Origin of the sequence: Pseudoalteromonas sp. TAE56 (genome assembly GCF_000497955.1) — a bacterium.
Classification (GTDB): Bacteria; Pseudomonadota; Gammaproteobacteria; order Enterobacterales; family Alteromonadaceae; genus Pseudoalteromonas.
The window spans coordinates 75,156-100,466 of the sequence record NZ_AUTN01000104.1 but is presented as its reverse complement, the minus strand read 5'-3'; the positions used below and the strand labels follow the sequence as shown (position 1 = coordinate 100,466).

Below are 25,311 nucleotides of genomic sequence, written 5' to 3'. Positions count from 1 at the left end.
GTGAGTGGGTTATTTAGTGCAACATAACGACCATGTTTTTAATAAAATTGGTATATCCAATACGCTTAGTTGAATGTACTGCTAATAAAGCCGTTGCGAAAACATTTAACTAGGCACAAAAAAACCGGAATAGACACAAGCTGTGCGTTCCGGTTTTTTTATAGTTTTTCAGCCTATAAAAAGTTATGAATAAGCGATAATGTGCTTATTCATCTTCTTTTTTAGCTTTAGGCTTTGCTTTAGCAGGTGCCTTTTTTGCAGCAGCTTTCTTTTTAGGTGCTGCCTTTTTCTTAGCTTCTTCTGTCCATTTACCTGCTTCATAATGAGCAGTCCAGCCAGTTGCTTTGCCGTCAACTTCAGTCATAACATACTGAGCTTTATTTTTACGGCTGTAGCGTACAACAGCAAGATTACCATCAGGATCTTTAGCAGGTGCATCAGCTAAGTAATAAAACTTAGGCGAGATACGGTCTCTAAAGCGTTTTAACTCTTCTACCTTAGGTGCACGTGTTTCACGAGACTTGGGAAAAGTATTTGCAGCTAAAAATATACCCGCGGCGCCATCACGTAATACGAAATACGCATCTGACTTTTCACACTCTAACTCAGTAATGTGAACAGGATCTTCTTTTGGTGGAGCAGCTTCGCCACTTTTAAGTAGTTTACGTGTGTTTTTACACTCGTCATTATTACAGCCAAAGTACTTACCAAAACGACCCGATTTAAGTTCCATGTCAGAACCACATTTATCACATTCGATAATTGGTCCGTCATAGCCTTTAATTTTAAAGGTACCTTCTTCAACAATATGCCCTTTACATGCCGGGTTATTACCACACACATGTAATTTACGGGTTTCGTCGATTAGGTATGAGTCCATTGCAGTTTCACAAATAGGACAACGCTTCATTTGCATTAACTTTTCAGTTTCTACATCTTCTACATCAGCTGCAACAGCTTCATCACCCGACACTAAGTTCATTGTCGTAGTACAACGCTCTTTTGGCGGAAGGCTGTAACCAGTACACCCTAAGAAAACACCGGTTGATGCCGTGCGTATACCCATTTTTCGGCTACATGTAGGGCATTCAATATCGGTTTCAACCATCTCGTTAAGACGCATGCCACCATTCTCTGGCTCGTCTTTAGCGACAGTTAATTGCGTTGAAAAATCAGCATAAAACTTATCTAGAACTTGAGTCCATACTCGCTCGCCTTCAGCGATATCATCTAAACGGCCTTCCATTTTAGCTGTAAAATCAAAGTTCATTAAATCAGTGAAATTTTCAACCAAGCGATCAGTAACTATTTCACCCATTTTTTCAGCAAAGAAACGGCGGTTTTCTACACGTACATAACCACGATCTTGAATCGTTGATATAATTGACGCATAAGTAGATGGACGACCAATACCGCGTTTTTCAAGCTCTTTTACTAAACTTGCTTCACTAAAGCGCGCTGGTGGTTTAGTAAAATGTTGCTTGGGATCAAGTTCGATTAAAGTAAGGATCTCACCTTCTTTAACAGCCGGTAGCGATTGATCTTCTTCGTTTTTCTTACGTACTGCAGGTTGTACTTTTGTCCAACCATCAAAGCGGAGCACACGGCCTTTCGCTTTAAGCTGGAAGTCGTTAGCCGCAACAGTTAGTGTTGTTAAATCGTATTCAGCAGGTACCATTTGGCACGCTACAAACTGACGCCAAATTAGCTCGTACAGCTTTTTAGCATCGGCGTCTACACCTTCAACATGACCAGATAACACGGTGACGCTTGAAGGACGTATTGCCTCATGCGCTTCTTGTGCATTGCCTTTGGAGCTGTAGCTAATTGGATCTTTTGGTAAGTATTTAGCACCAAACTCGTTTGTTACATACTCACGACACATTTCAACGGCATCTTTTGAAAGATTAGTTGAATCGGTACGCATATATGTAATATAACCGCCTTCATACAAACGCTGAGCAAGCATCATGGTCTTTTTAACGCCATAACCTAAACGTGTACTTGCCGCTTGCTGCATGGTTGAAGTAATTAATGGTGCACTTGGGCGACTTTTACTTGGTTTTTCTTCAACACTAATTACTTTGTATTCTGCATTCTCAAGGCTTTTAACCGCTGCGCTAGCCTGAGCTTCATTTACAGGCTTAAAAGGCTTTCCTGCTTGTTTGGCTACTTCTAAACGTAACTCAGACTCAGCATTTTTAACGTCAGCGTGAATATCCCAAAATTCTTCAGGGATAAACGCCTTAATTTCACGCTCACGCTCTACTAATAAACGTACCGCAACAGACTGAACTCGTCCTGCAGAAAGTCCACGGGCCACTTTAGCCCACAATAAAGGTGATACCATAAAACCAACAACACGGTCTAAAAAGCGACGTGTTTGCTGAGCATAAACCATATCAGTATTAAGCTCGCCAGGTGTTTCAAACGCTTGCTGTATTGCGTTTTTAGTAATTTCGTTAAAAACTACGCGCTTATACTTAGCAGGATCACCACCAATGATTTCTTGAAGGTGCCAAGCAATTGCTTCCCCTTCTCTATCCAAATCCGTTGCGAGATATATTTGGTCTGCATTTTCAGCCAGCTTTTGTAATTCTTGAACAACTTTTTCTTTACCAGGCAGTATTTCGTAATGCGGATCCCAGCCTTGGTTTGGGTCAATACCCATACGCGCGACTAAGTTTGTATAATCTCGTTGCTTTTTATACGCTGCTTTCTCTTCAGGTTCCATTTTACGAACTTCTGCTGGCGTTTTACTTGCCGGCACTTTAGCTTTGCTCGAACCTGAAGTAGGTAAATCTCGTACATGCCCAATACTGGACTTTACGATGAAGTCATTACCTAAATATTTATTAATTGTTTTAGCCTTAGCAGGAGACTCTACAATTACTAGCGATTTGCCCATAGTTGCCTATTTCTAACCAAATATTAAAAATGTGTTTTGCCGACATAAGCGGCGCGAATATTTATAGGTATATCTACAAACACTAGTTGTTACAAGCTTTTAATACAAACTTTTCAGTATTTACTGAATAAACGAACAATTTTTGTCGTTAAATTAAACAAACAGGTGTTTTTAGATTAATTGATGTGGAATATATAGAACAGAAACAAAAATGCCAACCTAAAGGTTGGCATTTTTAAAATAAAGCCTTATTTACTATCGTAAATTTCAATTCCCTTGGAGACCGTTTTAGTTCCACCAGCCTGAGTAGTAAACTCAAATGTTATTGAAAGTACACCGTCAAATTTATCATTACCATCTGCTTCTCGAGAAATACGAACATCTGAATACATTGGTTTATCCGTATTCGTACTTGGGATAATCGCGTTATTTTCGATAATAGATAAGTCACCATTTGTAGATGATATTGATACTGTTGTACCTGCAGGCAACGGATTACCAAACTCATCCGTGTAGTGAATACGAACAGTAATACCAGCTAAACCTACTTCTAATTGTTCAGGATCAGTTTCATCTGGGTCAGTTTCGTCATACGCAGGGTTATCTGCAAAAACATTTGACAAATCAACTGCTGATATATCACAACGTTCAGATACATCAGAAGATTCAAGTACTGCAACAACTGAAACAGAGCAATCTGCTGGTACATAAACAGGATATGGTGCATCAAGAATATCCGTTGTTTTCAACACAGAAAAACGAACATATGGGTTATCTCCAGACATAACCAATTCAATTTGCTTACGCACTTCAATTAGCTCTCGAGAACACTCACCTGCAGTTTCAGCAGCTTCACCACATAATAGGCCATTATATTTACCATCAGCAAAGTCATAAATACCGTCATTATCTAGGTCTCGCCATGTTTCATTATGACCACCACGTGAAATTAGCTCAGAACACTCATCTGTAGAGGGGTCATAACTTGAAGCGTCTGCATCACTACAGTTTGCTTTATCAAAGGTCGCATTTTCATTGTGATCTATAAACGCTTCAGGTAAATCGTAACTTGCGTAATACTCACCAATATCAAATAAACCATTGGTACGCTTAACATCATCAGTGGTTTGCTCATCTACAAAGTTTTCTTGCCCTTTAGTGACAGCTAGAATACTTACACGTCCACCCATAACAACGCCATCAGCATTATTTTTAGCGCGTGTAATACCATTTATACAAGGAGCTGCAATACCAAAATATGGGTCACAATTTATAATACCTGTTTTTGGATTTATTCCTTCCGTCGTGGTTGAATCACCATCGATGTCACCAATTCGGTTACCCCATTTATAATCATAAAATGGACGGTCTCCTTGAGAGCGCCAGGTTACAACACAAGTAGCATCGTCAGTTTTACAAGTAACTTCATTGCTAGATGAGCCAATGACCCCTGCTTCAGCTAAAATAGTTGCTTCTACACCGTCACCATTATAATTATTAAATTGGTCACCAAAATATACCGTAATATCATTTAAAACACCGTTATAGTTAAGTGAGTTCGTATTAAGCGTATTTGGGCTTGCATCAAAACTGTTTTGGTCTGTCACGCCCGAAGCTAAAGTTAACTGAGCTGATACAGAGCTTATTTGCTCACTCAACGGAACTAAAGTTAGTGTCCCATCTGGACAAATTTCATTGGTTGGATCTGCAGAGCACAGCGCAACATCATCAACCCAACATGTTAAGTCATCACCTTCAGGTAAATTATTAACATCTTCTTTAGAAATAAAACACGCTTTTACCACTAATGGACCAGGTACTATGCCAGATTCAACCGTTGTCTGAACAAAGCCTTCATTATTTGTATCACTTGTTCTAAGTGAAAGTTTAGCTGCACCCACTGAATCTGTTAACTTGAAATCAATACGTTGCTGCGTGGAAGCAAGACCATCCGCATCTATTAGCTTAAATCTAACAATCGATTGAGTCGGAGCTCCGCCTTCACCTGGAGGTAATGCAATAAATGTTTCACTGACATCAACAAACTGTATTGATTGTACCGCTGATGTTTCTACAGGAATAATCGTAGTTGCAGTGAAGTTTTTACCACCTGTTTCAACCGTGATATTAATATCATCATCAATACTACAACCTGTAGCTCGGTATGTTGATGTTGCTATACCACTTGATGATTTTACTGATGCATCAATTACTGAGTCGCCGCTAATTACACACGTTGAGCTGAACTCAACATCTGTTGGAGTTAAGTATAAATTACCATCCTCATCTAAAAGTGTTACTCCAATAACTGTACTACCACCTGCTTTTAAAGGGATAACATTTCCTGAAATATCTGTATTAAGCCCGTTATCAACCTCTAGGGTTAAATCAGCAATACCTACAGCAAAATTAGTTGAATTACTTTCACCTACAGACGTTACAGTCACGGTACCAGCTCCACCAGTATTACCAGGTTGCAATTTTAGTAAAGCAATACCAAAGTTATCGGTAAGGGCTGTCCCAGATGAAGGGAGAACAGAACCTAAATTTGTTGAAATATTAACAAGCGAATTTTTACTACCATCACCACTTTGCTCATCAATAACTTCAACAAATAATTCACCTAGTTCTGATGAAGATATTGTGTTGGCTACCGTACAACCCGATGCTGTTTGAGTAGGGTCAAGTTTTACACTAGAACGATTATCATCCCAGCCTGCGTTACAGCCTGTTAAAAGCTTTACTGATATAGAGAATTGTGCCAAATCAACTGGTGCAGAATCACCTGAAGAATAAAATACAGCTGTATTACTCACTTCTGTTGAGTTAGTAGGATTATAAGTTGCGACAACTTGACCTGCACCTTTAAAACTACCACTAGAGAGAGTTACTTTTGCCTCCCCCGCTGAGTTAGTAATTGCAGTACCTAAGTCAGGCGTTATTTTGCCTGTGAAGTTTGTAGTAAATGTAACAAGTTGCTCGCTAAGTGCAACTCCATCATTTTTTAAAGTCGCTGTAACCGTCCCTAAATTATCGGTTGTAACCGGATTTGTATCCGAATACTTAGCGCCACTCTCATCGACTATATTTACCGTTAAGGTTGTTGAACCACTAACCCCCGTATCATCACCTTGCCCACCACTTGATTGAAAAGCAAAAGTACTTGTATAAGATTCACCATCGACTGTATAAGTAGCAGTTACTTCACCCGCACCGGCTTCAGTACCGGCGGTAAGTTCAACCGTTGCAATACCATCGTTTTGAGTTAATGCACTTGATGGAGACAATTCACCAATTTCATCTTCTAATGTAAAAGCAATACGCTTACCCGCGACAATTACCCCGTCTTGAGTAAGAGTTGCACGTAAATCTAAAGAGGAGGTAGCAGTAACAGAATTTGACTCTGTTGCGTCTGTTTGAGAATATCCCTTCAGTGAAACCAAATATGTACTAGTCTCTGTAGTGGAATCACCATCACTAATAGAACCGTCTTTTTCAAGTGACCCACCGCCACCACAGGCTGTGAGTAAAAAACTTAGCAATGAAATGCCGAGCAGTCGCATTAAAGGCATGAACCTCTCCCTAGCGTTGTTATTATAATCAAAATTAATTTACACTTAATATTAACCTATAACTTAGTCTAAAATCACAGTTTTTTATTACTTTTTTGTGCAAAATATTTTTAAATAAATACTAACTTTTTCTGTAGTAAATATTTCCTTGCTGGTAGTCTATGGCAAATTTATAAAAATGTAGATCAGGAAATATGTCAAAAATCCGTTCAATGAGTTTAACCACTCGCATCATGATTGGTATGGCGCTTGGGGTTGCAGTAGGTTTTATATTTCAGGCTATATTAGCTGGTGAAGACGATTATCTAATACCACTTGGGTTATTCTCTTTGCCAATTAAAGCCTTTTTTGTTGATGGTATTTTCCATGTTGGTGGTCAAATATTTATTGCCAGCTTGAAAATGTTAGTTGTGCCTCTTGTTTTTGTATCGCTTGTTTGTGGTACCTGTAGCTTAAGCGACCCTAAAAAACTAGGTCGATTAGGTGGTAAATCTATTGGTTTATATTTATTGACTACAGCTATTGCTATAACAGTAGCAATTACGCTTGCCTTATTATTTAGCCCTGGTGAAGGCATCAGCTTGCCATCTAATGCAACTTATGATGCTAAAGAAGCGCCTACTCTTGCCCGTGTAATTATAGATATGTTTCCTACAAATCCTTTTGAAGCCATGGCCAAAGGCAATATGCTTCAAGTTATTGTGTTTGCACTTTTATTTGGTGTAGCAATGGCATTGAGTGGTAAGGCGGGAAAACGTGTTGCTACCGTATTTGAAGATTTAAACACTGTGATTTTAAAACTAGTTACGCTTTTAATGAATATTGCCCCTTATGGCGTATTCTTTTTAATGGCAAAACTGTTCACAACAATTGAGCTTAACTTAATTGTGAGCTTAGCCAAATACTTTGGCGTTGTAGTATTAGCACTGTTATTACATGCGCTTGTAAATTACACCGTATTACTAAAAGTACTTACAGGCTTAAACCCACTTATTTTCTTAGCAAAAATGAAGCACACATGCTTATTTGCATTTAGTACTTCAAGCTCAAGCGCAACTATGCCTATTACACTTGAAACAGCAACTAAAAAGCTAGGCGCTAACAACTCCGTTGCCTCATTCACTATCCCTCTAGGCGCGACCATTAACATGGATGGCACCGCTATCATGCAAGGTGTGGCTACCGTGTTTATTGCACAAGTGTTTAGTGTTGATTTAACAATATCTGATTACCTAATGGTTATATTAACAGCAACACTTGCCTCTGTAGGTACAGCAGGTGTACCTGGTGTTGGTTTAATAATGCTCGCAATGGTACTTAACCAAGTTGGCTTACCTGTAGAAGGGATTGCAATTATTATCGGTGTAGATAGATTACTTGATATGACACGTACAGCAGTTAACGTAACCGGTGATTGTATGGTTACCTGTGTTGTTGCCAAGTCTGAAGGTGAGCTTGATGAAAGCATCTTCAACGACCCTAATGCAGCTAAAGATTTAGAGGATTATCATAAATCTATTGATTCATAAGCTACATTTATACAGCTATAAAAAAACCTTGATGGAATCCATCAAGGTTTTTTTTCGAGTAAAAATAATTAAACTGAATCCTGAAAAGATTCTAATCTAAGGATTTAACGACTTAAACTTAGAAAGTAAGTTTATTCCCACTTTATTTACACCACTACTCAAACCAAGAGCTAGTTTATCGCTCAACCCTTTTTTAACTTTGTATTTAATCTTATAAATTTGGCGCTCATGTTGCTGCTCTAGCAATGCATCATCACTTGTTTTTATCACGTCTACCAAGCCTTTATCAATCGCTTGAGTTGCAAACCAATGCTCACCTGTCGCAACTAAGTTTATATCTAAGCTTGGACGTTGAGTGCTTACAAACGTTTTAAATAAATCATGTGTTTGTTCAATTTCTTCACGAAATTTTTCACGGGCCTTATCTGTGTTTTCACCAAATAAAGTAAGTGTGCGTTTAAATTCACCTGCTGTTATTTGCTCAAATTCAACATCATTTTTCTTTAATATTTTATTAAAGTTAGGTATTTGAGCTATCACACCAATAGATCCAACTATTGCAAAAGGGGCTGCAAGTATCTCATCCGCAACACACGCCATCATGTAACCACCACTTGCTGCTACTTTATCAATTGCAACACTCAGGGGAATACCAGCATTTTTAATACGCTGTAACTGAGATGCAGCAAGTCCATAGCCATGTACAACTCCACCACCACTTTCTAAACGAATAAGTACTTTGTCTTTACTTGGATCGGCAATAGAGATAATCGCCGTTATTTCTTCTCGTAAACTTTCTACTTCGTGAGCATCCATACTACCCACAAAGTCGATTACATATAAACGAGGTTTAGGCTCATCTTTATCTGCTTTTTTACTTTTTGATTTAAGTTGTTTTTGATGCGCTTTAAGCTCTTTTTTGCCCAACGTATTTTGTAAAAAACTCTCTTTAAGTTCAACTAACTGCTCTGATATATCGTCAATTTGTATTTCACCTTTTTTGGCCTTTGGCTTAACCGCAGCGCCAACTATTAGCATTAAAATAACTGCTATAGCGATAACAAAAGTAACTGTTTTAGCAAAAAACAAACCGTATTCGTATAAAAATTCCAACTGGTTTCTCCATTTATAAATTTCAGCTAATTTAGCATGCTTTAAAGCAAAAAAAAGCCACTTTTCAGTGGCTTTTAAAGGTTAATTATTTTACTGGTTATTAATCAGTCACAACCTCAGGGTTGGAAACTAATAACATCCGTCCTCGAGCAGCTAAGTAAGTCGCTACTTGCAACTGCATTTCTGCATTAGCAGCAGCACTGCCTTCAACAGTTGCAGCCTGCGCAGCATCTTGAGCTGGTGTTAATATAGAACCATGATGCCCTTTGGTAAATTTAACTAAATAGCTTGCTGGTGTTTCACTCAATGCTTGCGAAGTACTTACTGTTTCAAGACCCATCAAGTTAGCTAATGGAATTGTGCCAGAAATAGGATTATTAGCTGCCATTGGTGGTATCACTTGGTCAGGCTTGTTATCAACACCATCACCCACAACAACATTAGTATAAACAGGAGTACCTAATGCTTTTACAGTAGCTGCGTAGTTAGTTGGATCGCCACTATCTAGCGCTGTTTGTGCAGCAAATGCAAACTGAGTAAACACTCCTTGAATATTAGTAAGCTTACTTGTTTCACCAGCTGTAGTTAAAGAAGCTACATACTCGTTATAACCACAAGTTAAATATGCTTCCATATCTGGCAATAGTGCACCACAGTTAGACACTGCATCAGCTTGTAAGTATGCAGTAAATTCATCAGCTTCTGTTGTACCGGCTTGTGAAAGTACTGAACCTTGAATAAATGGACCAAACGCAGCAGATTCAAGTAAGAAGCTTGCTATACCGCCACCACCACTTGCAAGAGCTACCGTGTTTACATTAAATAGCGGATCAAGCGTCTCGGCTATTGGCGTGTTAGCTTGAGCAATAAAGGCTGGAGCAACAATCGAACCTAGCGAATGCCCGATATAGGTAACGTCTTTACTATTAATAGTTGAATCGTTAATAAAGTTTAAACCTAAACGAAGGCCTAATAAATCAGCTGCTGATTGACGTAAGCTATCACGTGCAACCAGTAATGAACTTAAGTTCATGTAACTAAGCACAGAACCTGTAGTTGCATTGAAGTCGTCAGTTCCATCACCATCAACATCTATTCCACGCTCACCATGTCTTGGATGGTCAATAGCAACTGTTGCAAAGCCTTGAATAGAAAGTTGGGCAGTTAAAGCAAGCATACTTTCTTTTTGTGTTGTAATACCGTGCTGCATAATAACAACAGGCCATCCACCTTCAGGCATAGCGATAGGATCTAATTGTAACTGTGCACGAACACCATTAATTATCGGTAAAATAGGTTTAGTAACTTGCACTGGCACATTTGCCATGCTTTGTACTTTTGGAATTGAGTTGTATTTTGTTAAATGACGTGTGCTGTCTAGTCCTAAGTCACGTAATTGTCCGTCACTTAATGCAGAACATAAACCATCATTTTCACTAATAGGATCTGCAGGAAATGCATCGCCTGCAACGGCCTTGTAACCAATTATTGCCACCGCGTTATCACACATACCTTGCCAATATGTATCACTTAAATCACTAATATCAGTACCCGTTGGTGTACCTAAATACATCGGTAACATAATGCTACCTTTTTGATATTGCACACCAGAGAATGCAGCAGAGACTTCTACACCCTGAGAAGCAAATACTTGTTGTACATTTACCATAGGTTGTTCAGGAACTTGAAGTGCAGGCGTTGGTAACGCTGGCTCTTGCAAGCTTGCAGCTAGTAACTTTTTAATTGTCCCAAGTACAGGACCTGCTGATTGAATAGTCATCGCACTAGAAAAAATAATATCTTCTTTTGTGATATCGCCTGAGCTAACTACTACATTTTCGTAACTGTTAACAGCCCCCTGCAAACCAAGTTGGGCTTCTGTAATTAATGGCGCTTCTTGTTTAACCAATCCATAAGTAGAAGAAGGCTCAATAGAACGCCCTAATGAATCTTTAAGCCCTGTAGTTAATACATTGATGTATGAGCTACCTGCCGTAAATGGTTTTAAAGGAATAATTGCAACGGCATCACCAGAAGCTTGAGTAACAAAGTCAACACCAAAAGTAAGCTCACCGACCAATTTACAAGCTGTACCGGCAGCTACAACTGAACATTCTGCGTCAGTTAAGCTTGCACCCATTACAACTTCAAAAATTCTTACTGTACCAGGTGTTCCAGCAGACGTTTCATCTAAGCTAACATTTGGTGGGAATGTTAAATCGATTTTATAAGGAACCTGCGAAGACCAACCATCAAGTGCACCTAGTGCAAGTTGAGGGTCTGCATAAGCTGCGCGCGAAATAGACACGTTATTGTCATCTAATTCACCAGGAATATTAAGTGTACCGTCTTGAGTTCCGCTCATTAATAAATCATTAGGAACTGATAAGATACCTGCCGCTGGATCAAATGTAACTGTTGCTGTAGGAATGACTGGTGCTGTGTCGTTTTTGACATCTGTTAACGTTTCTCCACCGCCACAGCCTGCTAAAGCTGCTGTAACCGAGAGTGAAAGTAGCATTTTTTTCATATTGTTGGCTCCGCACGTATTTTATTTTTATAGTGTGTTTAATCAGTGTATTAAGTTAAAACAATGTAATCAGATTATTAATGAGACATTAGACCAGTTAAACTTAACGTAAAGTTTCTATTTTCGCCACCTAATTTTACAATAAATTCGATTACTTCACGTTTCGCTATGTTAAAATCAAAAAAATTATATGAATTGGTACTTTTATGCACACATATCAAGCAGCTGAAAACGCACTTAAAGATAAAGTTATTTTAATAACAGGCGCCGGTGATGGTATTGGCCGAGTTGCAGCAATTACGTATGCAAAATACGGCGCTACAGTTATCTTATTAGGAAAAACAACTAATAAACTTGAATGTGTTTACGATGAAATTGTTAATGCTGGCTACCCTAAACCTGCAATAGTCCCTATGGATTTAAAAGGCGCTACGAAGCAAAACTACCGTGACCTTGCTGCAACAATCGAATATCAGTTTGGACGCCTTGATGGATTGCTTAATAATGCAGGTATTTTAGGGTCACTCGGTCCGCTTGAACATTTTTGCTCATCTACGTTCGAAAACATAATGAAAGTAAACGTGACTGCACAAGCAATGATCACTAAAGCACTTTTTCCTGTTCTTCGTAAGTCTGATAATGCATCGATAGTATTCACGTCATCAGGTGTAGGCCGCAAAGGTCGTGAATTTTGGGGGCCTTATGCCATCTCAAAATTCGCAGTAGAAGGTATGATGCAAACATGGGCATGTGAAGTAGGTAAAACGAATATTCGTATAAACTGTATTAACCCAGGTGCAACGCGTACCTCTATGCGTGCAGCTGCATACCCTGGCGAAGATAGAGAAACGCTTGCTACACCAGAGGATTTAATGCCTACATATTTATATCTAATGAGTGACGATTCTAGTAATGTGAATGGCGAATCGTTAGATGCTCAAGTAAAAAAGTAATTTAGAGTTTAAATAATTTAAACAGCACATTAAAAAGCCGCAATTAGCGGCTTTTTTGTGTTCAATAAATAACTAATTGATTATTTACGTTTAGTCGGCTTAACACGCTGATTGTGTTTTTTAACTGCTTTACGAATTTGGTTGATTTTAGCGCGTTTATCTTTGCGTTTTTCAGGCATAACAGAAAGCTTAGTTTGTGTTTCGCGGCCTAATTTAACAGTTTTACGTAAGTAGTTTACTGTTTCTAAATCATACTCCATCCAACCACCTTGTGGCACGCGCTTATCAAGCTCCAATTTACCGTAACGAATACGAATAAGACGAGATACTTCTGCATCTTGAGACTGCCATAAACGACGAACTTCACGGTTACGCCCTTCATTTAACGTTACGTTAAACCATCGGTTAACGCCTTCGCCCCCCATAGGGGTTACAGTCGTGAATTTGGCTGGACCATCTTCAAGCTCAACACCGCGTAGTAAGTTTTTAACCGTCTCGTTGGTTACTTCACCAAATACACGTGCAGAGTATTCACGCTCTACTTCATAGCTTGGGTGCATTAAACGGTTTGCCAGTTCACCATCGTTTGTAAAAAGCATTAAACCCGATGTATTGACGTCTAATCGACCAACCGCAATCCAGCGATCGCCATCAATACGCGGAAGTCGGTCAAATACAGTACGACGCCCTTCTGGATCTTTACGTGTACTTAACTCACCTTCTGGTTTGTTATACATAATTACACGACAGATTCTATCTGCTTTTTCTTCAATTTTTACACTGTGACCGTCAACACGAATCAAATCGGTTTCTTCAACACGGTCACCTAACTTTGCCACTTTACCGTTTACACTAACGCGGTTTGCGTCAATGTATTTTTCCATTTCACGGCGTGAGCCTACGCCTGCACGGGCTAAGACTTTTTGTAACTTTTCACCTTGTATAATACTCATTCGGATGGTTCTCTCACAGAAGGATCGCTCAATAACTGGTTAATTTTACTTTGCTGCTCTGTTGGCAACGCAGGTAAATTTTCAAGCCCAGTTAACGAAAAATAATCTAAAAATTGCTTAGTAGTTGCATACAAAGCCGGTTTTCCCGGAACCTCTTTATGCCCTACCACTTTAACCCATTCTCTTTCGAGTAAGGTTTTAATAATATTCGAACCCGTAGTAACACCTCTTACTTGCTCAATTTCGCCGCGTGTAATGGGCTGCCTGTATGCAATAAGTGATAATGTTTCCAGTAAAGCACGCGAGTATTTTGGTGCGCGTTCTTGCCACAAGTTATTTAACCAAGGGCCTAAACTACTGCATGCCTGAAACCGATATCCACTACCCACTTCAACTAAGCGAATACCACGAGTTTGAAAATGTTCTTGTATTGTATCTATTGCGTCATTTATTCGCGCCATAGAAATAGCTAAATCTATTAATACAGTGTCTTTAATATGGCGTTTACTAACAGGCTTATCTGCAACAAAAATAGCTGCTTCAATGATCTCAACTAGTTGTTCATCACTAATTCGCCGACCCGTCATACACACTCTTAACAAATAAAAATACACAGCCATCTATTATGACAGAACAACATCAAACTAGGAAAATATATCTACCAATTTACTTAATTTAAAGCACAAAAAAAGCCAGTGACTATCACTGGCTTTAATCTTACTTACTAAAATGGTAACTATTAGTTACTTTTAATAGCTTCTAATGCATCATCTTCAGCGACTGCGTTACCGTATTTTTTAATGTAACCCATAAACTCGCGTTTACTGATGCGCTTATCTTGGTTTTTATCCATGTAACCAAAATGATTTGAAATATCATCATCGTTACCTTCAACTACCGAGATATAGCCATTGCTATCGTTATCTAGACTTGCAAAGCTGCTTTCAATTTTATCAAATTTAGCGATTTCAGCTTTAAATGCAGATTCACTTACCTCAGCATCAGAAGCTACTTTGCCATTATTAAGCTTCATATAAGTGTTAAACTCTTTGCGGCTAATTTCGTTATCCATATTGGTATCAATATTTGAAAAGTGACCCCAAATGCTATCGTCATCAGCTTCAACTTTTGAGATGTAGCCATCGCTATCATTATCTAAACTTGCAAAGTCACTATCTATTCTTTCAAGACCTTGATTAGATGAACAAGCCNGGCTGCTAATGTTAACTTTTTCATAAGACGTATCCTTCGTAATTAATTAAATGTCACTTTAACTAATACAAATCTAATGCCAATAATAGTTAACTTATAATAATCAATAACTTAATCTCAATCGGTATATTTATTAAGCAGTTTCAATAAGTTAAGCTTGCAAGCTTTGCAAACTACCTTGTAATTTTTGCAAAAAAATACCCGGTAAAAACCAGGTATTTCAATTTTACTTATATAGTTAAGCTAACAATTAGATTGCTGCGTTTTGGTAGCGCTTAACAAACTCAGTAACGTTTTGACCATTACATTTTAATGAGTTCAGGTTACCAATTTTTTGACGAACAGGTGCTAAACCTTGTTTTAAAGCCGTCATACATAGTTGAGTTTCTTGTTGAGCGTCTTTTGCAAATACTTCTACTTTCTCAACTGATGCGTTGCTTAATGTCGTTTTTTTAGCAATATCACGAATATCTTCGCCATTACATAAAATGCTTTTAGAAAAACGAGATAGGTAAACACCGTGCTGGGCAGCTTCTTTACGAGCAACGCTAAAGCCTTCGTTTGCACTTAGTACGCATAACTTAGACTCAATTTTGTTATCTTGGCTAAAGTAAGTATTGCTTTGTGCTGACGCAGTTGCAGATGCTAGTAAAGCAGTGGCTAAAAGTAGTTGTGTTTTCATGAGAGATCCTATTTGAACGAGCTAAACAAGTGAATCTCGCGCATTATATATTCAATAAAGTTAAGTTCAATTGAATTTTTTATTTATTTAAATAATTAATATTGTATTCACAATGTTTAAACTTTACCCATCATTTGATCAACATTTACGCAGCTATTATCTCAATTCAGTCATGTTATGTACGCGTATTTACTGATACAATTTAAGCTATTAAATAGAACCAATTTTAAGGTAAATTTTATGAAAGTGATTTCTTTCAATATCAATGGTCTGCGTGCTCGTCTTCACCAATTACAAGCAATTATCGACAAACATCAACCAGACGTTATTGGCTTGCAAGAGATTAAAGTTCACGACGAAGCATTCCCATTAGAAGATGTACAAAAAATGGGATATCACGTCTACTTTCATGGTCAAAAAGCGCATTATGGGGTAGCTATGTTATGCAAAAAAGAGCCTAAATCGGTCTTAAAAGGTTTTGCCACCGATACAGATGAATCGCAAAAACGCATGATAAGCGTCACTATTGAACAAGAAAACGGTCGCGACCTTACTGTCATGAATGGCTATTTCCCACAAGGTGATAATATTAATCACGAAACTAAATTCCCTTATAAACGTCAATTTTATAAAGATTTAATGACACACCTTGAAACCAACCACACACCCGATCAAGATGTAATTGTCATGGGTGATATCAACATATCACCCACCGATTTAGATATTGGTATTGGCGAAGTAAATGCTAAACGTTGGTTAAAAACAGGTAAATGTTCTTTCCAACCGGTAGAGCGTGAATGGCTTGCAACACTACTTAATTGGGGTTTTAAAGACACCTTTAGAGAGCAAAACCCCGAAATAGACGATCAATACTCGTGGTTTGACTATCGCTCTAAAGGGTTTGTAGATAATCGAGGACTTCGTATAGATGTCGTCCTTGCAACCAATGAACTTGCAGCACGTTGCATAGATACCGGTATTGATTACGAACTTCGCGGTATTGAAAAACCGTCAGACCATGCCCCTATATGGTCAACATTTAAGTAATTATTATGCTCAGCATAACAACGCAGGGACTGCTTTGGTCCCTTGTAAATATCATTGCTATTTTAAGCTTTGATAAAAAAACATATAAAACATTACTTAATACGCCAGTCCGTCAAACTGGCGTGCTTGCGTGTGCGTTAGTGTTTGCAGTGCTTTGGCGAATAAAGGCAGGAATTTTAACGGGCCTTGATTTGCACATACTAGGTGTTACGGCCGCTACATTAATTTTAGGCTGGCGATTGACTATTTTAAGTAGCCTACTTGCCACAGCACTACTCGCTGCATTTGGTCAAATTGAACTTGAGCTGTTACCAGTACAACTGCTTATTGGTGCGTTTATTCCTATTTTATTGAGCTATCTTGGCTTTATATTTAGTTACCAATATTTACCTCGTCATTTTTTTGTTTATATATTTGTTTGTGCGTTTATAACTGCAGGGTTCATAGCCTGTATAAAAATAAGCCTAGGTGCTTTATTTTACTTAGCTATAGGGCAATACAATTGGCAAGAACTTGCAGATAACTACGTTTATTTAAGTGCCATAATCTGGTTTCCGGAAGCAATGCTCAACGGCATGGCTATAACAATTATGATCACCTATCGCCCGCATTGGGTAAAAACTTTTTACGATAAGGACTACCTAGGCTCATGAGTCTACAATATCAATGCCCGCTGTGTACCCTAGCACTTTTAAAAGCTGATTCAACACTTCGTTGTGCTAACAACCACAGCTTTGATTTTGCTAAAGAAGGCTATGTTAATTTATTGCCTGTGCAACAAAAAAACTCAAAACAACCGGGTGATTCACTTGAAATGGTACAAGCCAGACGTGCATTTTTAGAGCGTGGATACTACCGCTTTTTACAACAAAATCTTAGCGATTTAGTCGGTCGAATAAGTGCGAATACTATTATTGATTTAGGATGCGGTGAAGGGTTTTATACCCAAGCAATCGCGAATAAAACAAATGCTGTTGTATACGGTGTCGACATTTCAAAATCAGCGGTTAAATATGCAGCAAAGCGCTACCCTAATTGCCATTTTAGTGTGGCATCAATCAGCCAAGCCCCCTTTAAAAGCCAATTTGCTGATGTACTTGTTAGCGTATTTGCACCTTTATTTGAGCAAGAGCTTGAACGCCTAGCAAATCAAAACGCAACATTAGTGGTTGCAAGCCCAGGACCTTGTCATTTAAAAGAGCTAAAATCGTATATATATTCAGAAGTAAACGAACATACTGAAATAGCCACTCCAAAAGGGTTTCAAAAATCAGAGCAGATCCTTTTAACAGAGCATGTAGCGCTTAGCTTTACTGATATTAAAAACTTAATAATGATGACGCCATTTGCATGGAAATTTAGACCCGAGCACTGGACAGCACTCGAAGAAAAAGGTGAACACACTGTCACCTTATCATTTTATATTACTCAGTTTACCAAAATAGATAATGATGTAACTCTCTAAAACTGCTCTTTAGTAAACGCCCTGTCCATTTTATCAAACATATCTTTAAGTAAATTGGCAAGCTCCATATAACGGGGCTTGTTTTCACTTAACTGCGTTTGATATCCATTAGCTGCCATTTTAGTGTACAGCTCGTTATACCATTTTTGCATCGCAGGCTCTAAAGGCGTTTGCGCCCGCTTACCCAACCAAAATAGGCCTTGTAATGGTAAAGATATAAAAAATAATGCACTTGCAATGGCTTGCGGTAAAAAATCAGAACCCAAGTAATTTAGCTGAAAAAACAATGTTAGCATGGCTAAGATTGGCATTACTGTAATGGCAAGCTCAGTCGCTCTAATTACTCTAAACTCTAAAAACAAAGGCGCAAGCTCTTTGCGCATTGGCCATTTTTTACCATACAAACGGCCAGTTTGTAATTGTGACATCACACTTTTTTGCATCATGACTCCTCACAGATACTGCTTTTAAATACAATGGAAAAACGAGCTATACTCAAAGTGTAACACAAAATGAAAGAGTTACACTTTCTCAGTAAAACAGCTTAAATTTACCTTTTAATGGCGAACAATCCTAACTTAAACATCTTAATTAAGGTAAAGTAATTAACATTGCGTTAACCACTTTGCAATTGAACATTCAATTGTTTTAGCTCTATTTAATACCGTAAGTGTAACGATTACGTATTAACGTTTACTTACTAAATTTGTTTATGGAAATTGAATCTATGCCAACAACCCCTCCTGAATCACAACACGTTTTAGTTTTAAATTGTGGTAGCTCTAGCTTAAAGTTTGCCATTATTGATGCCAACGATGGTCACGAAATCATTTCAGGTCTTGCTGAACGCTTAGGCGACAAATCGCCCTCTATTAAATACAAATTTAATGGTACTAAAACAGTTATCGACTTAGCGGCTAATCAAGCACATGCTGAGGCTATAAATACGCTTGTAAGCTTAATAAAAGATCACAACTTAGACGAGCAACTTATCGCAGTGGGCCATCGTGTTGTACATGGCGGCGAGCACTTTACGCAATCGGTATTGATTGACGAACAAGTAATTGCAGGCATTACACAGTCGGCAACGCTTGCGCCGCTTCATGGGCACGCTAATTTACTAGGTATATCGTCGGCGCAGGCATCGTTTGAAGGTTTGCCACAAGTCGCGGTGTTTGATACTGCATTTCACCAAACTATGAATGAAGTTGCCTTTCTTTACGCTCTTCCATATAAGTTGTACACCGAGTTTGGTGTTAGGCGTTATGGTTTTCACGGCACAAGTCATTTTTATGTTGCAGGGCAAACAGCAAAGTTACTTGAGCAACCTATCGAGCAAAGCAATTTTATTAGTGCCCACTTAGGCAACGGCTGTTCTGTATGCGCTATTAAAAATGGTAAGAGTGTTGATACCAGCATGGGACTAACGCCTTTAGAGGGGCTGATAATGGGCACACGTAGCGGCGATATTGACCCTGGTTTATTTAACTTTTTAACCACTCAACTTGATTACACAGCCCAGCAAATAGATAACCTACTAAATCAAAAAAGTGGCTTNAGAAGCCGCTATAGCCGGTGATAAAAAAGCGATACTCGCAATTGAAATGTTTTGCTACCGACTTTCAAAACAAATCGCGGCGTATATGGTGCCATTACAGCGCCTTGATGCTGTTATATTTACTGGTGGTATTGGTGAAAACTCAGATATTATTCGTGAAAAAGTAATTACACAACTTGCCTTTTTAGGCATTAATTGTAATCCGCAAGCCAACCTCAATGCGCGCTTTGGTCAAGAAGGCGTTATTAGCTGTAAAAATTCACACGTCAAAGCAGTTGTAATGCCAACCAATGAAGAATGGGTTATTGCCCTTGATGCTGCAAATATTGTAAAGGAGCTTTAATATGGCACGTCGTATTATGTTAATTCCTGTTTCTACCGGTGTGGGTTTGACGTCGGTATCAGTTGGTTTAGTGCGTGCACTTGAACAAAAAACAGTTAAAGTTAACTTTTTTAAACCAATAGCTCAGCCACGTTCTGGTGAAACAGGCCCTGAAAAATCAACACAAATAGTCACTCAAGGCTCACCTATTAATCCCCCAATGCCTTTTGCACTTGATTATGCTGAGCAAATGATTGGCGACGGTAAAGGTGATGACCTCCTAGAGGAAATTGTTGAACGCTTTGAAAGTAAAATAAACGATGACGAAGTCGCTATTATTGAAGGTATGGTACCTACTCGTCGTCAACCTTATGCTGGGCGTGTAAACCGCGAAATTGCGCAAACACTCGGCGCCGAAATTGTATTTGTACTTACCCCAGGTAATTACACCATTACTCAAATAGAAGACCGCCTTGAAATTGCAGCAGGTAACTATGGTGGTATCGATCACCCTCGCGTACTGGGCTGTATTTTTAATAAAGTAAATGCGCCACTTGATGAAGAAGGTCGTGCACGCGCCGATTTAGTCGATGCCTATAAACCTGAAGAGCTTGAGAACGAGTTAAATCGTTTAGCATCCCTACCTATTTTTAAAAAAAATCCGTTTATGTTACTTGGTGCAATCCCGTGGGATTTTGACTTAGTAGCGCCGCGCGTAAAAGACTTAAGCGCATACTTAAAAGCCACGATTATTAACGAAGGCGATATGCTTCATCGTCGTCTGCGCCGTATTACTTTTTGTGCTCGTACGGTTTCAAATATTTTAAATTATTTTACGCCAGGCGCTTTATTAGTAACACCGGGCGATCGCTCTGACATACTTGTTGCTGCGTGCTTATCTGCTATGAACGGCACTAAACTTGGCGCTATATTACTCACCGGTGGCTTTGAGCCAGAGCCACGTATTATGGCCTTGTGTGAGCAAGCCATGCAAACCGGTTTACCAATACTCGCAACCGATGCAGACACATGGCGTACATCATTACTACTGCATAACTTTAATATGGAAGTACCAAATGATGATGACCAACGTATTGAAAAAGTGAAAGATCACAACGCAGAGCATATCAATTCAAGCTGGCTAGATACTCTAGCTAAAAGTGTAGGTAAAACTCGTAAGTTATCACCACCCGCATTTCGTTACTTACTTACCACTAAAGCGCGTAAAGCAGGTAAAACCGTGGTTCTGCCAGAAGGCAATGAACCTCGTACAATTAAAGCGGCTGCTATTTGTGGTCAACGCGGAATTGCTAAAACTATATTACTAGGCGATCGCGAAGAAATAATGCGTATTGCGCAGCAGCAAGGTATTGAGCTAAACGAACATGTAAGTATTATCGAGCCTCAAAGCATTATAAATGATTATATTGCGCCTATGGTCGAAATTCGTAAAAGCAAAGGCCTAACTGCCGTAGTAGCACAAGAGCAACTACAAGATAACGTTGTACTGGGTACAATGATGCTTGAGCAAGGTAAAGTAGACGGTTTAGTATCGGGCGCGGTAAACACTACGGCAAATACAATTCGCCCACCACTGCAATTGATTAAAACAGCACCAGGGTCATCACTAGTATCATCTGTATTTTTTATGCTACTGCCTGACCAAGTGTTAGTTTACGGTGATTGTGCGATTAACCCAGACCCTAATGCTGAACAACTTGCAGACATAGCGATTCAATCTGCCGACTCTGCAGCTGCATTTGGCATAGAGCCACGTGTTGCCATGATCAGCTACAGCACGGGCACTTCTGGTACAGGTGCCGATGTTGAAAAAGTACGTGAAGCCACAAAAATAGCAAAACAAAAACGTCCTGATTTAATTATCGACGGCCCACTACAATACGATGCCGCTATAATGGAAAACGTAGCACTTAAAAAAGCACCTAACAGCCCTGTAGCCGGTAAAGCGACCGTATTTATATTCCCAGATTTAAATACGGGTAATACCACGTATAAAGCAGTACAACGTAGTGCCGACTTGATAAGTATTGGCCCTATGCTGCAAGGTATGCGTAAACCTGTGAACGATTTAAGCCGTGGTGCATTAGTTGATGATATTGTGTATACAATCGCCTTAACTGCCATTCAGGCAGCTCAAGCAGAAGCGCTAATTACTCATTAGACGTAACGTGTGCTTTTTATAGCCTAGCTATTATTTATTTAATAATTAACTAGTTAGGTTATTTATACCCTGCAACCCCCATACTTATCCACAGAAATTGTGGGTAAGTTTTTACCCCCTTCTTTTATCTACTTATTTACTGCTGAGTTAGTCGTTGTTACACCTTTAATTTAAAGCCAATAATCTATACTATAAAGCTATCAATATTGCTGTTCGCAGGCTTTTAATGTCAAAACAAACATTACAATTACACAGCACCATTTTATCTATACACAGTTTAGATGTAGATGCCGACATACCTGCGGCACTTTTAAAGCAATCTTTGTTTTTTATTTCTAAAACCCATGATGAACTTTCAATTGTATGCCCAAGCGATTTTGAAGTAAAAAGCCTGGATACCGAACCCGACTGGCAAGCTTTAGAGGTTGTAGGTCCACTTGGCTTTTCGTTAACCGGAATTATGGCTAATATTTCAGGGGTATTAGCGCGCGCTAAAATTTCTATCTTTTCAATCTCAACCTACGATACTGATTATATTCTCATAAAAAAACACACTGCAGAAAATGCTATTTCCGCTTTAAAAAAAGAGGGTTATAACGTGGTGGTAAATTAACTTATGAAAGCTCAAAAAATTGACTATTTAGCTCAAAATAAAACGCCTCTTAATGCAATAAATATTACCAGCCCATTTACAGGTAAAGTAATTGAACTGAAAGAGCACCCAGAACCTTTTTTTCGTTTTGGCACTCTGGGCCCTGGTATTATGGTGCAACTAACAAGTCATAAAATTTTAGCACCGTTTGATGGAACTTTATTACAAGTAAAAAATGCAGGTACTGAGTTTATTCTACAAGCTAATAATGGTCTAAAAGTCTTGATTAACTTAACTATTTTTGATTCGCAATCAATTACGCATACTCATATTGCGCAACTCAATGGTAGCAAAATATGCAAAGGTCAACGCCTTGCTTATTTTGATTTACGAGAACTTGATACTCCAATGCTTGCTAGTTTAATTTTACTAAACGGCCATAACCTTGGCACATTTCATTACTCGCACTCGCATGTAAATGCGGGTGAAGACACACTATTAACTATTATTAAGAAGAACTAGATTTATGATCACTCTATACGGCATTAGCAACTGCGATACGATAAAAAAAGCTAAAAAACATTTAACTGATAACAACATCGAATTTACGTTTCATGACTACCGCAAAGATGGTGTAAATGAGCAAATGGTGAGAGATTTTGCAGACAAGCTCGATTGGGAACAACTCGTTAATAAACGTGGAACAACTTATCGCGCATTAACTGATGAGCAAAAACAAAACCTAACTAAAGAAAGTGCTATCCCATTGTTGGTTGAACAACCTGCCATGATCAAACGTCCAGTACTGGTAAACAATGGCAGTTACCATTTAGGTTTTAAAGCAGCCCAATACGACGAGATTTTTAAATAATGACTAATGACGTAATTCAACTCGCCCAAGCGCTAATCCAACGTGAATCGGTAACGCCCGAAGATGCTGGCTGCCAACAAATGATGAACGATCGCCTTGCTGCGGTTGGTTTTAATATAGAATCATTATTTTTTACCGACACACTTAATACTTGGGCTCGAAAAGGCACACAATCGCCGCACTTTTGTTTTGCAGGTCACACCGACGTTGTACCAACAGGCCCTGAAAAAAATTGGCAACACCCGCCGTTTTCAGGATTAATAAAAGATGGCCTACTGCACGGGCGTGGCGCTGCCGATATGAAAGGCTCATTAGCCGCAATGCTTGTAGCAACAGAGCGTTTTGTTACTAAACATCCAGATCATAAAGGCTCGATTTCTTTTTTAATCACTTCTGACGAAGAAGGACCGTTTATAAACGGCACAACACGTGTAATAGATACACTAGAAGCGCGTGGTGAAAAAATAGATATGTGCCTAGTAGGCGAACCCTCATCACGAGATGTATTAGGCGATGTTGTTAAAAATGGCCGAAGAGGCTCACTTACCGCTTACCTAACGGTTAAAGGCGTACAAGGTCATGTTGCCTACCCACATTTAGCACAAAACCCAATTCATCTAGCAACGCCTGCACTTACTGAGCTTAGCCAAACGGTGTGGGATAACGGAAATGAGTACTTCCCTGCTACCAGCTTTCAAATTTCAAATATTAATGGCGGCACAGGTGCTGGTAATGTGATCCCAGGTGAGCTAGAAGTACAGTTTAACTTTAGATTTAGTACGCAAGTAACACATGAGCAATTACAACATCGTGTAAATGACATTCTACAAAAGCATAACTTAAATTATGAATTAAGTTGGATAGTAAATGGCTTACCTTTTATTACCGAGCACGGCCCGCTTGTTGATGCCACAGTTAAAGCGATTAAATCAGTAACCGGTTTAACCACTAATCTAGAAACCACGGGTGGTACATCAGATGGTCGCTTTATTGCACAAACAGGCGCTAAAGTAATTGAACTAGGTCCACGTAACGCCACTATCCATAAAGTGGATGAATGCGTAAGTACCGATGATTTAATAGCCCTTACCGACATTTACGAGCAAATATTAGAGCAACTTTTAGCATAATGGATGTAACTAAACCAACACCAATAATGTGTATCACAGGGCAAAGTGATACACATTTAACTGATATACAAAATCATCGCTTGCACAGCGCTATTATCAGCGACTTTTTAGCGCTGCAAAGTGCAGCACAAAAAGCAGGATTTGAGCTTACTATTGCCTCAAGTTTTCGCGACTTTAATCGTCAATCAATTATTTGGAATAATAAGTTTTTAGGTATTCGACCTGTTTATAATAAACAGCAAAAGGTTGTAGATTTAACTAAATTAAATGATGTAGATAAATGCATAGCAATAATGCTCTACTCTGCATTACCTGGGGCAAGCAGGCACCATTTAGGCACCGATTTAGATGTGTTTGATAAAGCTGCGGTAAGTGATGATTATAAACTACAGCTAACACCTGATGAATACCTGAAAGGTGGGCCGTTTGCGCCTTTAAGTAATTGGCTTGATACTAACTTAGATAAATTTGGCTTTTATCGCCCTTACCAGCATGATTTAGGTGGTGTCGCACCTGAGCTTTGGCATATAAGCCATATTAAGCAATCGCAATTATTAGTGAATAAGCTTACCGAGCAAGTACTTTTTGAATGCATAAAAAACAGTGAACTACAGGGTAAGCAGGCAATACTTGATAACTTACCCGCTATTTATACACGCTTTGTAACAAACGTGAGTCCCCCTTAAAAAGAA

Annotated in this window: 20 protein-coding genes and 1 pseudogene; 12 read left to right on the top strand and 9 right to left on the bottom strand. The window is 38.9% G+C overall.

The window, feature by feature from the left end; translation table 11 throughout:
* Window positions 1-205: 205 nt before the first annotated feature.
* Both topA and L656_RS0111960 read right to left on the bottom strand, forming a co-directional pair.
* A complete protein-coding gene (gene topA, locus L656_RS0111965) occupies window positions 206-2,908 on the bottom strand; it encodes a type I DNA topoisomerase (RefSeq protein ID WP_024599386.1) in 2,703 nt (900 codons plus the stop codon).
* A 248-nt stretch (window positions 2,909-3,156) separates the two neighbouring features.
* Entirely contained in the window at window positions 3,157-6,480 is a 3,324-nt protein-coding gene (locus tag L656_RS0111960) for a hypothetical protein (protein ID WP_024599385.1), read from the bottom strand.
* 194 nt (window positions 6,481-6,674) lie between these two features.
* Here L656_RS0111960 and L656_RS0111955 point away from each other — a divergent pair, with 194 nt between their 5' ends.
* Window positions 6,675-8,009 (top strand): dicarboxylate/amino acid:cation symporter, encoded by a 1,335-nt coding sequence (locus tag L656_RS0111955; protein ID WP_024599384.1) that lies wholly within the window; start codon window positions 6,675-6,677, stop codon window positions 8,007-8,009.
* 96 nt (window positions 8,010-8,105) lie between these two features.
* Here the strand turns inward: L656_RS0111955 and sohB are convergent, their stop codons facing one another.
* Complete coding sequence (sohB, locus tag L656_RS0111950) at window positions 8,106-9,122, bottom strand: protease SohB (RefSeq protein WP_024599383.1); 1,017 nt, start codon at window positions 9,120-9,122, stop codon at window positions 8,106-8,108.
* Between the two features lie 100 nt (window positions 9,123-9,222).
* The gene (locus L656_RS0111945) at window positions 9,223-11,652 is read right to left on the bottom strand and encodes a VolA/Pla-1 family phospholipase (protein ID WP_024599382.1); all 2,430 of its coding nucleotides are present in this window, start codon (window positions 11,650-11,652) and stop codon (window positions 9,223-9,225) included.
* 206 nt (window positions 11,653-11,858) lie between these two features.
* On the opposite strand from L656_RS0111945, the gene L656_RS0111935 reads away from it, so the two are divergent.
* Window positions 11,859-12,605 (top strand): YciK family oxidoreductase, encoded by a 747-nt coding sequence (locus tag L656_RS0111935; protein WP_024599381.1) that lies wholly within the window; start codon window positions 11,859-11,861, stop codon window positions 12,603-12,605.
* An 80-nt stretch (window positions 12,606-12,685) separates the two neighbouring features.
* On the opposite strand, the gene rluB is transcribed toward L656_RS0111935, so the two are convergent.
* The 4 genes from rluB to L656_RS0111915 form a co-directional block, all read right to left on the bottom strand.
* The gene (gene rluB, locus L656_RS0111930) at window positions 12,686-13,558 is read right to left on the bottom strand and encodes a 23S rRNA pseudouridine(2605) synthase RluB (RefSeq protein ID WP_007582584.1); all 873 of its coding nucleotides are present in this window, start codon (window positions 13,556-13,558) and stop codon (window positions 12,686-12,688) included.
* A complete protein-coding gene (gene scpB, locus L656_RS0111925; RefSeq protein ID WP_024599380.1) occupies window positions 13,555-14,145 on the bottom strand; it encodes an SMC-Scp complex subunit ScpB in 591 nt (196 codons plus the stop codon). The genes rluB and scpB overlap by 4 nt, the downstream gene beginning before the upstream one ends.
* Before the next feature lie 152 nt (window positions 14,146-14,297).
* A complete protein-coding gene (locus L656_RS1000000123495) occupies window positions 14,298-14,813 on the bottom strand; it encodes a calcium-binding protein (RefSeq protein WP_050581866.1) in 516 nt (171 codons plus the stop codon).
* 207 nt (window positions 14,814-15,020) lie between these two features.
* Window positions 15,021-15,452, bottom strand: coding sequence for a hypothetical protein (locus L656_RS0111915; RefSeq protein ID WP_007582577.1), 432 nt, complete (start codon window positions 15,450-15,452; stop codon window positions 15,021-15,023).
* 240 nt (window positions 15,453-15,692) lie between these two features.
* Here L656_RS0111915 and xthA point away from each other — a divergent pair, with 240 nt between their 5' ends.
* The 3 genes from xthA to L656_RS0111900 are packed head-to-tail and all read left to right on the top strand — an operon-like array spanning window position 15,693 to window position 17,964.
* Window positions 15,693-16,499 (top strand): exodeoxyribonuclease III, encoded by an 807-nt coding sequence (gene xthA / locus L656_RS0111910; protein ID WP_024599378.1) that lies wholly within the window; start codon window positions 15,693-15,695, stop codon window positions 16,497-16,499.
* 5 nt (window positions 16,500-16,504) lie between these two features.
* Window positions 16,505-17,152, top strand: a complete 648-nt coding sequence (locus L656_RS0111905; RefSeq protein ID WP_024599377.1) for an energy-coupling factor ABC transporter permease — start codon at window positions 16,505-16,507, stop codon at window positions 17,150-17,152.
* Window positions 17,149-17,964 (top strand): putative RNA methyltransferase, encoded by an 816-nt coding sequence (locus L656_RS0111900; protein WP_024599376.1) that lies wholly within the window; start codon window positions 17,149-17,151, stop codon window positions 17,962-17,964. Before L656_RS0111905 ends, L656_RS0111900 begins: the two co-directional genes overlap by 4 nt.
* On the opposite strand, the gene yfbV is transcribed toward L656_RS0111900, so the two are convergent.
* Window positions 17,961-18,407: a terminus macrodomain insulation protein YfbV gene (gene yfbV / locus L656_RS0111895; protein WP_007582569.1), complete on the bottom strand. Its 447-nt coding sequence runs from the start codon at window positions 18,405-18,407 to the stop codon at window positions 17,961-17,963. The two genes, L656_RS0111900 and yfbV, sit on opposite strands and share 4 nt — an antisense overlap.
* Before the next feature lie 284 nt (window positions 18,408-18,691).
* Here yfbV and L656_RS01000000122230 point away from each other — a divergent pair.
* The 7 genes and pseudogenes from L656_RS01000000122230 (at window position 18,692) to L656_RS0111860 (ending at window position 25,305) form a co-directional block, all read left to right on the top strand.
* A pseudogene (locus tag L656_RS01000000122230) lies at window positions 18,692-19,865 on the top strand (acetate kinase).
* Between the two features lies 1 nt (window position 19,866).
* The gene (pta, locus tag L656_RS0111885; RefSeq protein WP_024599375.1) at window positions 19,867-22,026 is read left to right on the top strand and encodes a phosphate acetyltransferase; all 2,160 of its coding nucleotides are present in this window, start codon (window positions 19,867-19,869) and stop codon (window positions 22,024-22,026) included.
* A 226-nt stretch (window positions 22,027-22,252) separates the two neighbouring features.
* A complete protein-coding gene (locus L656_RS0111880) occupies window positions 22,253-22,639 on the top strand; it encodes an ACT domain-containing protein (RefSeq protein ID WP_007582563.1) in 387 nt (128 codons plus the stop codon).
* A 3-nt stretch (window positions 22,640-22,642) separates the two neighbouring features.
* Window positions 22,643-23,140, top strand: coding sequence for a PTS glucose transporter subunit IIA (locus L656_RS0111875; RefSeq protein WP_007582561.1), 498 nt, complete (start codon window positions 22,643-22,645; stop codon window positions 23,138-23,140).
* Between the two features lie 4 nt (window positions 23,141-23,144).
* Entirely contained in the window at window positions 23,145-23,489 is a 345-nt protein-coding gene (locus tag L656_RS0111870; protein WP_024599374.1) for an ArsC family reductase, read from the top strand.
* Window positions 23,489-24,619 (top strand): succinyl-diaminopimelate desuccinylase, encoded by a 1,131-nt coding sequence (dapE, locus tag L656_RS0111865; RefSeq protein ID WP_024599373.1) that lies wholly within the window; start codon window positions 23,489-23,491, stop codon window positions 24,617-24,619. The genes L656_RS0111870 and dapE overlap by 1 nt, the downstream gene beginning before the upstream one ends.
* Window positions 24,619-25,305: a M15 family metallopeptidase gene (locus L656_RS0111860; RefSeq protein ID WP_024599372.1), complete on the top strand. Its 687-nt coding sequence runs from the start codon at window positions 24,619-24,621 to the stop codon at window positions 25,303-25,305. Before dapE ends, L656_RS0111860 begins: the two co-directional genes overlap by 1 nt.
* Window positions 25,306-25,311: the final 6 nt, after the last annotated feature.

What these genes read in the sequence shown, in the direction of transcription:
- topA (WP_024599386.1), bottom strand. Translation starts at nt 2,908, where the DNA reads ATGGGCAAATCGCTAGTAATTGTAGAGTCTCCTGCTAAGGCTAAAACA.
- L656_RS0111960 (WP_024599385.1), bottom strand. Translation starts at nt 6,480, where the DNA reads ATGCCTTTAATGCGACTGCTCGGCATTTCATTGCTAAGTTTTTTACTC.
- L656_RS0111955 (WP_024599384.1), top strand. Translation starts at nt 6,675, where the DNA reads ATGTCAAAAATCCGTTCAATGAGTTTAACCACTCGCATCATGATTGGT.
- L656_RS0111945 (WP_024599382.1), bottom strand. Translation starts at nt 11,652, where the DNA reads ATGAAAAAAATGCTACTTTCACTCTCGGTTACAGCAGCTTTAGCAGGC.
- L656_RS0111935 (WP_024599381.1), top strand. Translation starts at nt 11,859, where the DNA reads ATGCACACATATCAAGCAGCTGAAAACGCACTTAAAGATAAAGTTATT.
- rluB (WP_007582584.1), bottom strand. Translation starts at nt 13,558, where the DNA reads ATGAGTATTATACAAGGTGAAAAGTTACAAAAAGTCTTAGCCCGTGCA.
- scpB (WP_024599380.1), bottom strand. Translation starts at nt 14,145, where the DNA reads ATGACGGGTCGGCGAATTAGTGATGAACAACTAGTTGAGATCATTGAA.
- L656_RS0111915 (WP_007582577.1), bottom strand. Translation starts at nt 15,452, where the DNA reads ATGAAAACACAACTACTTTTAGCCACTGCTTTACTAGCATCTGCAACT.
- xthA (WP_024599378.1), top strand. Translation starts at nt 15,693, where the DNA reads ATGAAAGTGATTTCTTTCAATATCAATGGTCTGCGTGCTCGTCTTCAC.
- L656_RS0111905 (WP_024599377.1), top strand. Translation starts at nt 16,505, where the DNA reads ATGCTCAGCATAACAACGCAGGGACTGCTTTGGTCCCTTGTAAATATC.
- L656_RS0111900 (WP_024599376.1), top strand. Translation starts at nt 17,149, where the DNA reads ATGAGTCTACAATATCAATGCCCGCTGTGTACCCTAGCACTTTTAAAA.
- yfbV (WP_007582569.1), bottom strand. Translation starts at nt 18,407, where the DNA reads ATGCAAAAAAGTGTGATGTCACAATTACAAACTGGCCGTTTGTATGGT.
- pta (WP_024599375.1), top strand. Translation starts at nt 19,867, where the DNA reads ATGGCACGTCGTATTATGTTAATTCCTGTTTCTACCGGTGTGGGTTTG.
- L656_RS0111880 (WP_007582563.1), top strand. Translation starts at nt 22,253, where the DNA reads ATGTCAAAACAAACATTACAATTACACAGCACCATTTTATCTATACAC.
- L656_RS0111875 (WP_007582561.1), top strand. Translation starts at nt 22,643, where the DNA reads ATGAAAGCTCAAAAAATTGACTATTTAGCTCAAAATAAAACGCCTCTT.
- L656_RS0111870 (WP_024599374.1), top strand. Translation starts at nt 23,145, where the DNA reads ATGATCACTCTATACGGCATTAGCAACTGCGATACGATAAAAAAAGCT.
- dapE (WP_024599373.1), top strand. Translation starts at nt 23,489, where the DNA reads ATGACTAATGACGTAATTCAACTCGCCCAAGCGCTAATCCAACGTGAA.
- L656_RS0111860 (WP_024599372.1), top strand. Translation starts at nt 24,619, where the DNA reads ATGGATGTAACTAAACCAACACCAATAATGTGTATCACAGGGCAAAGT.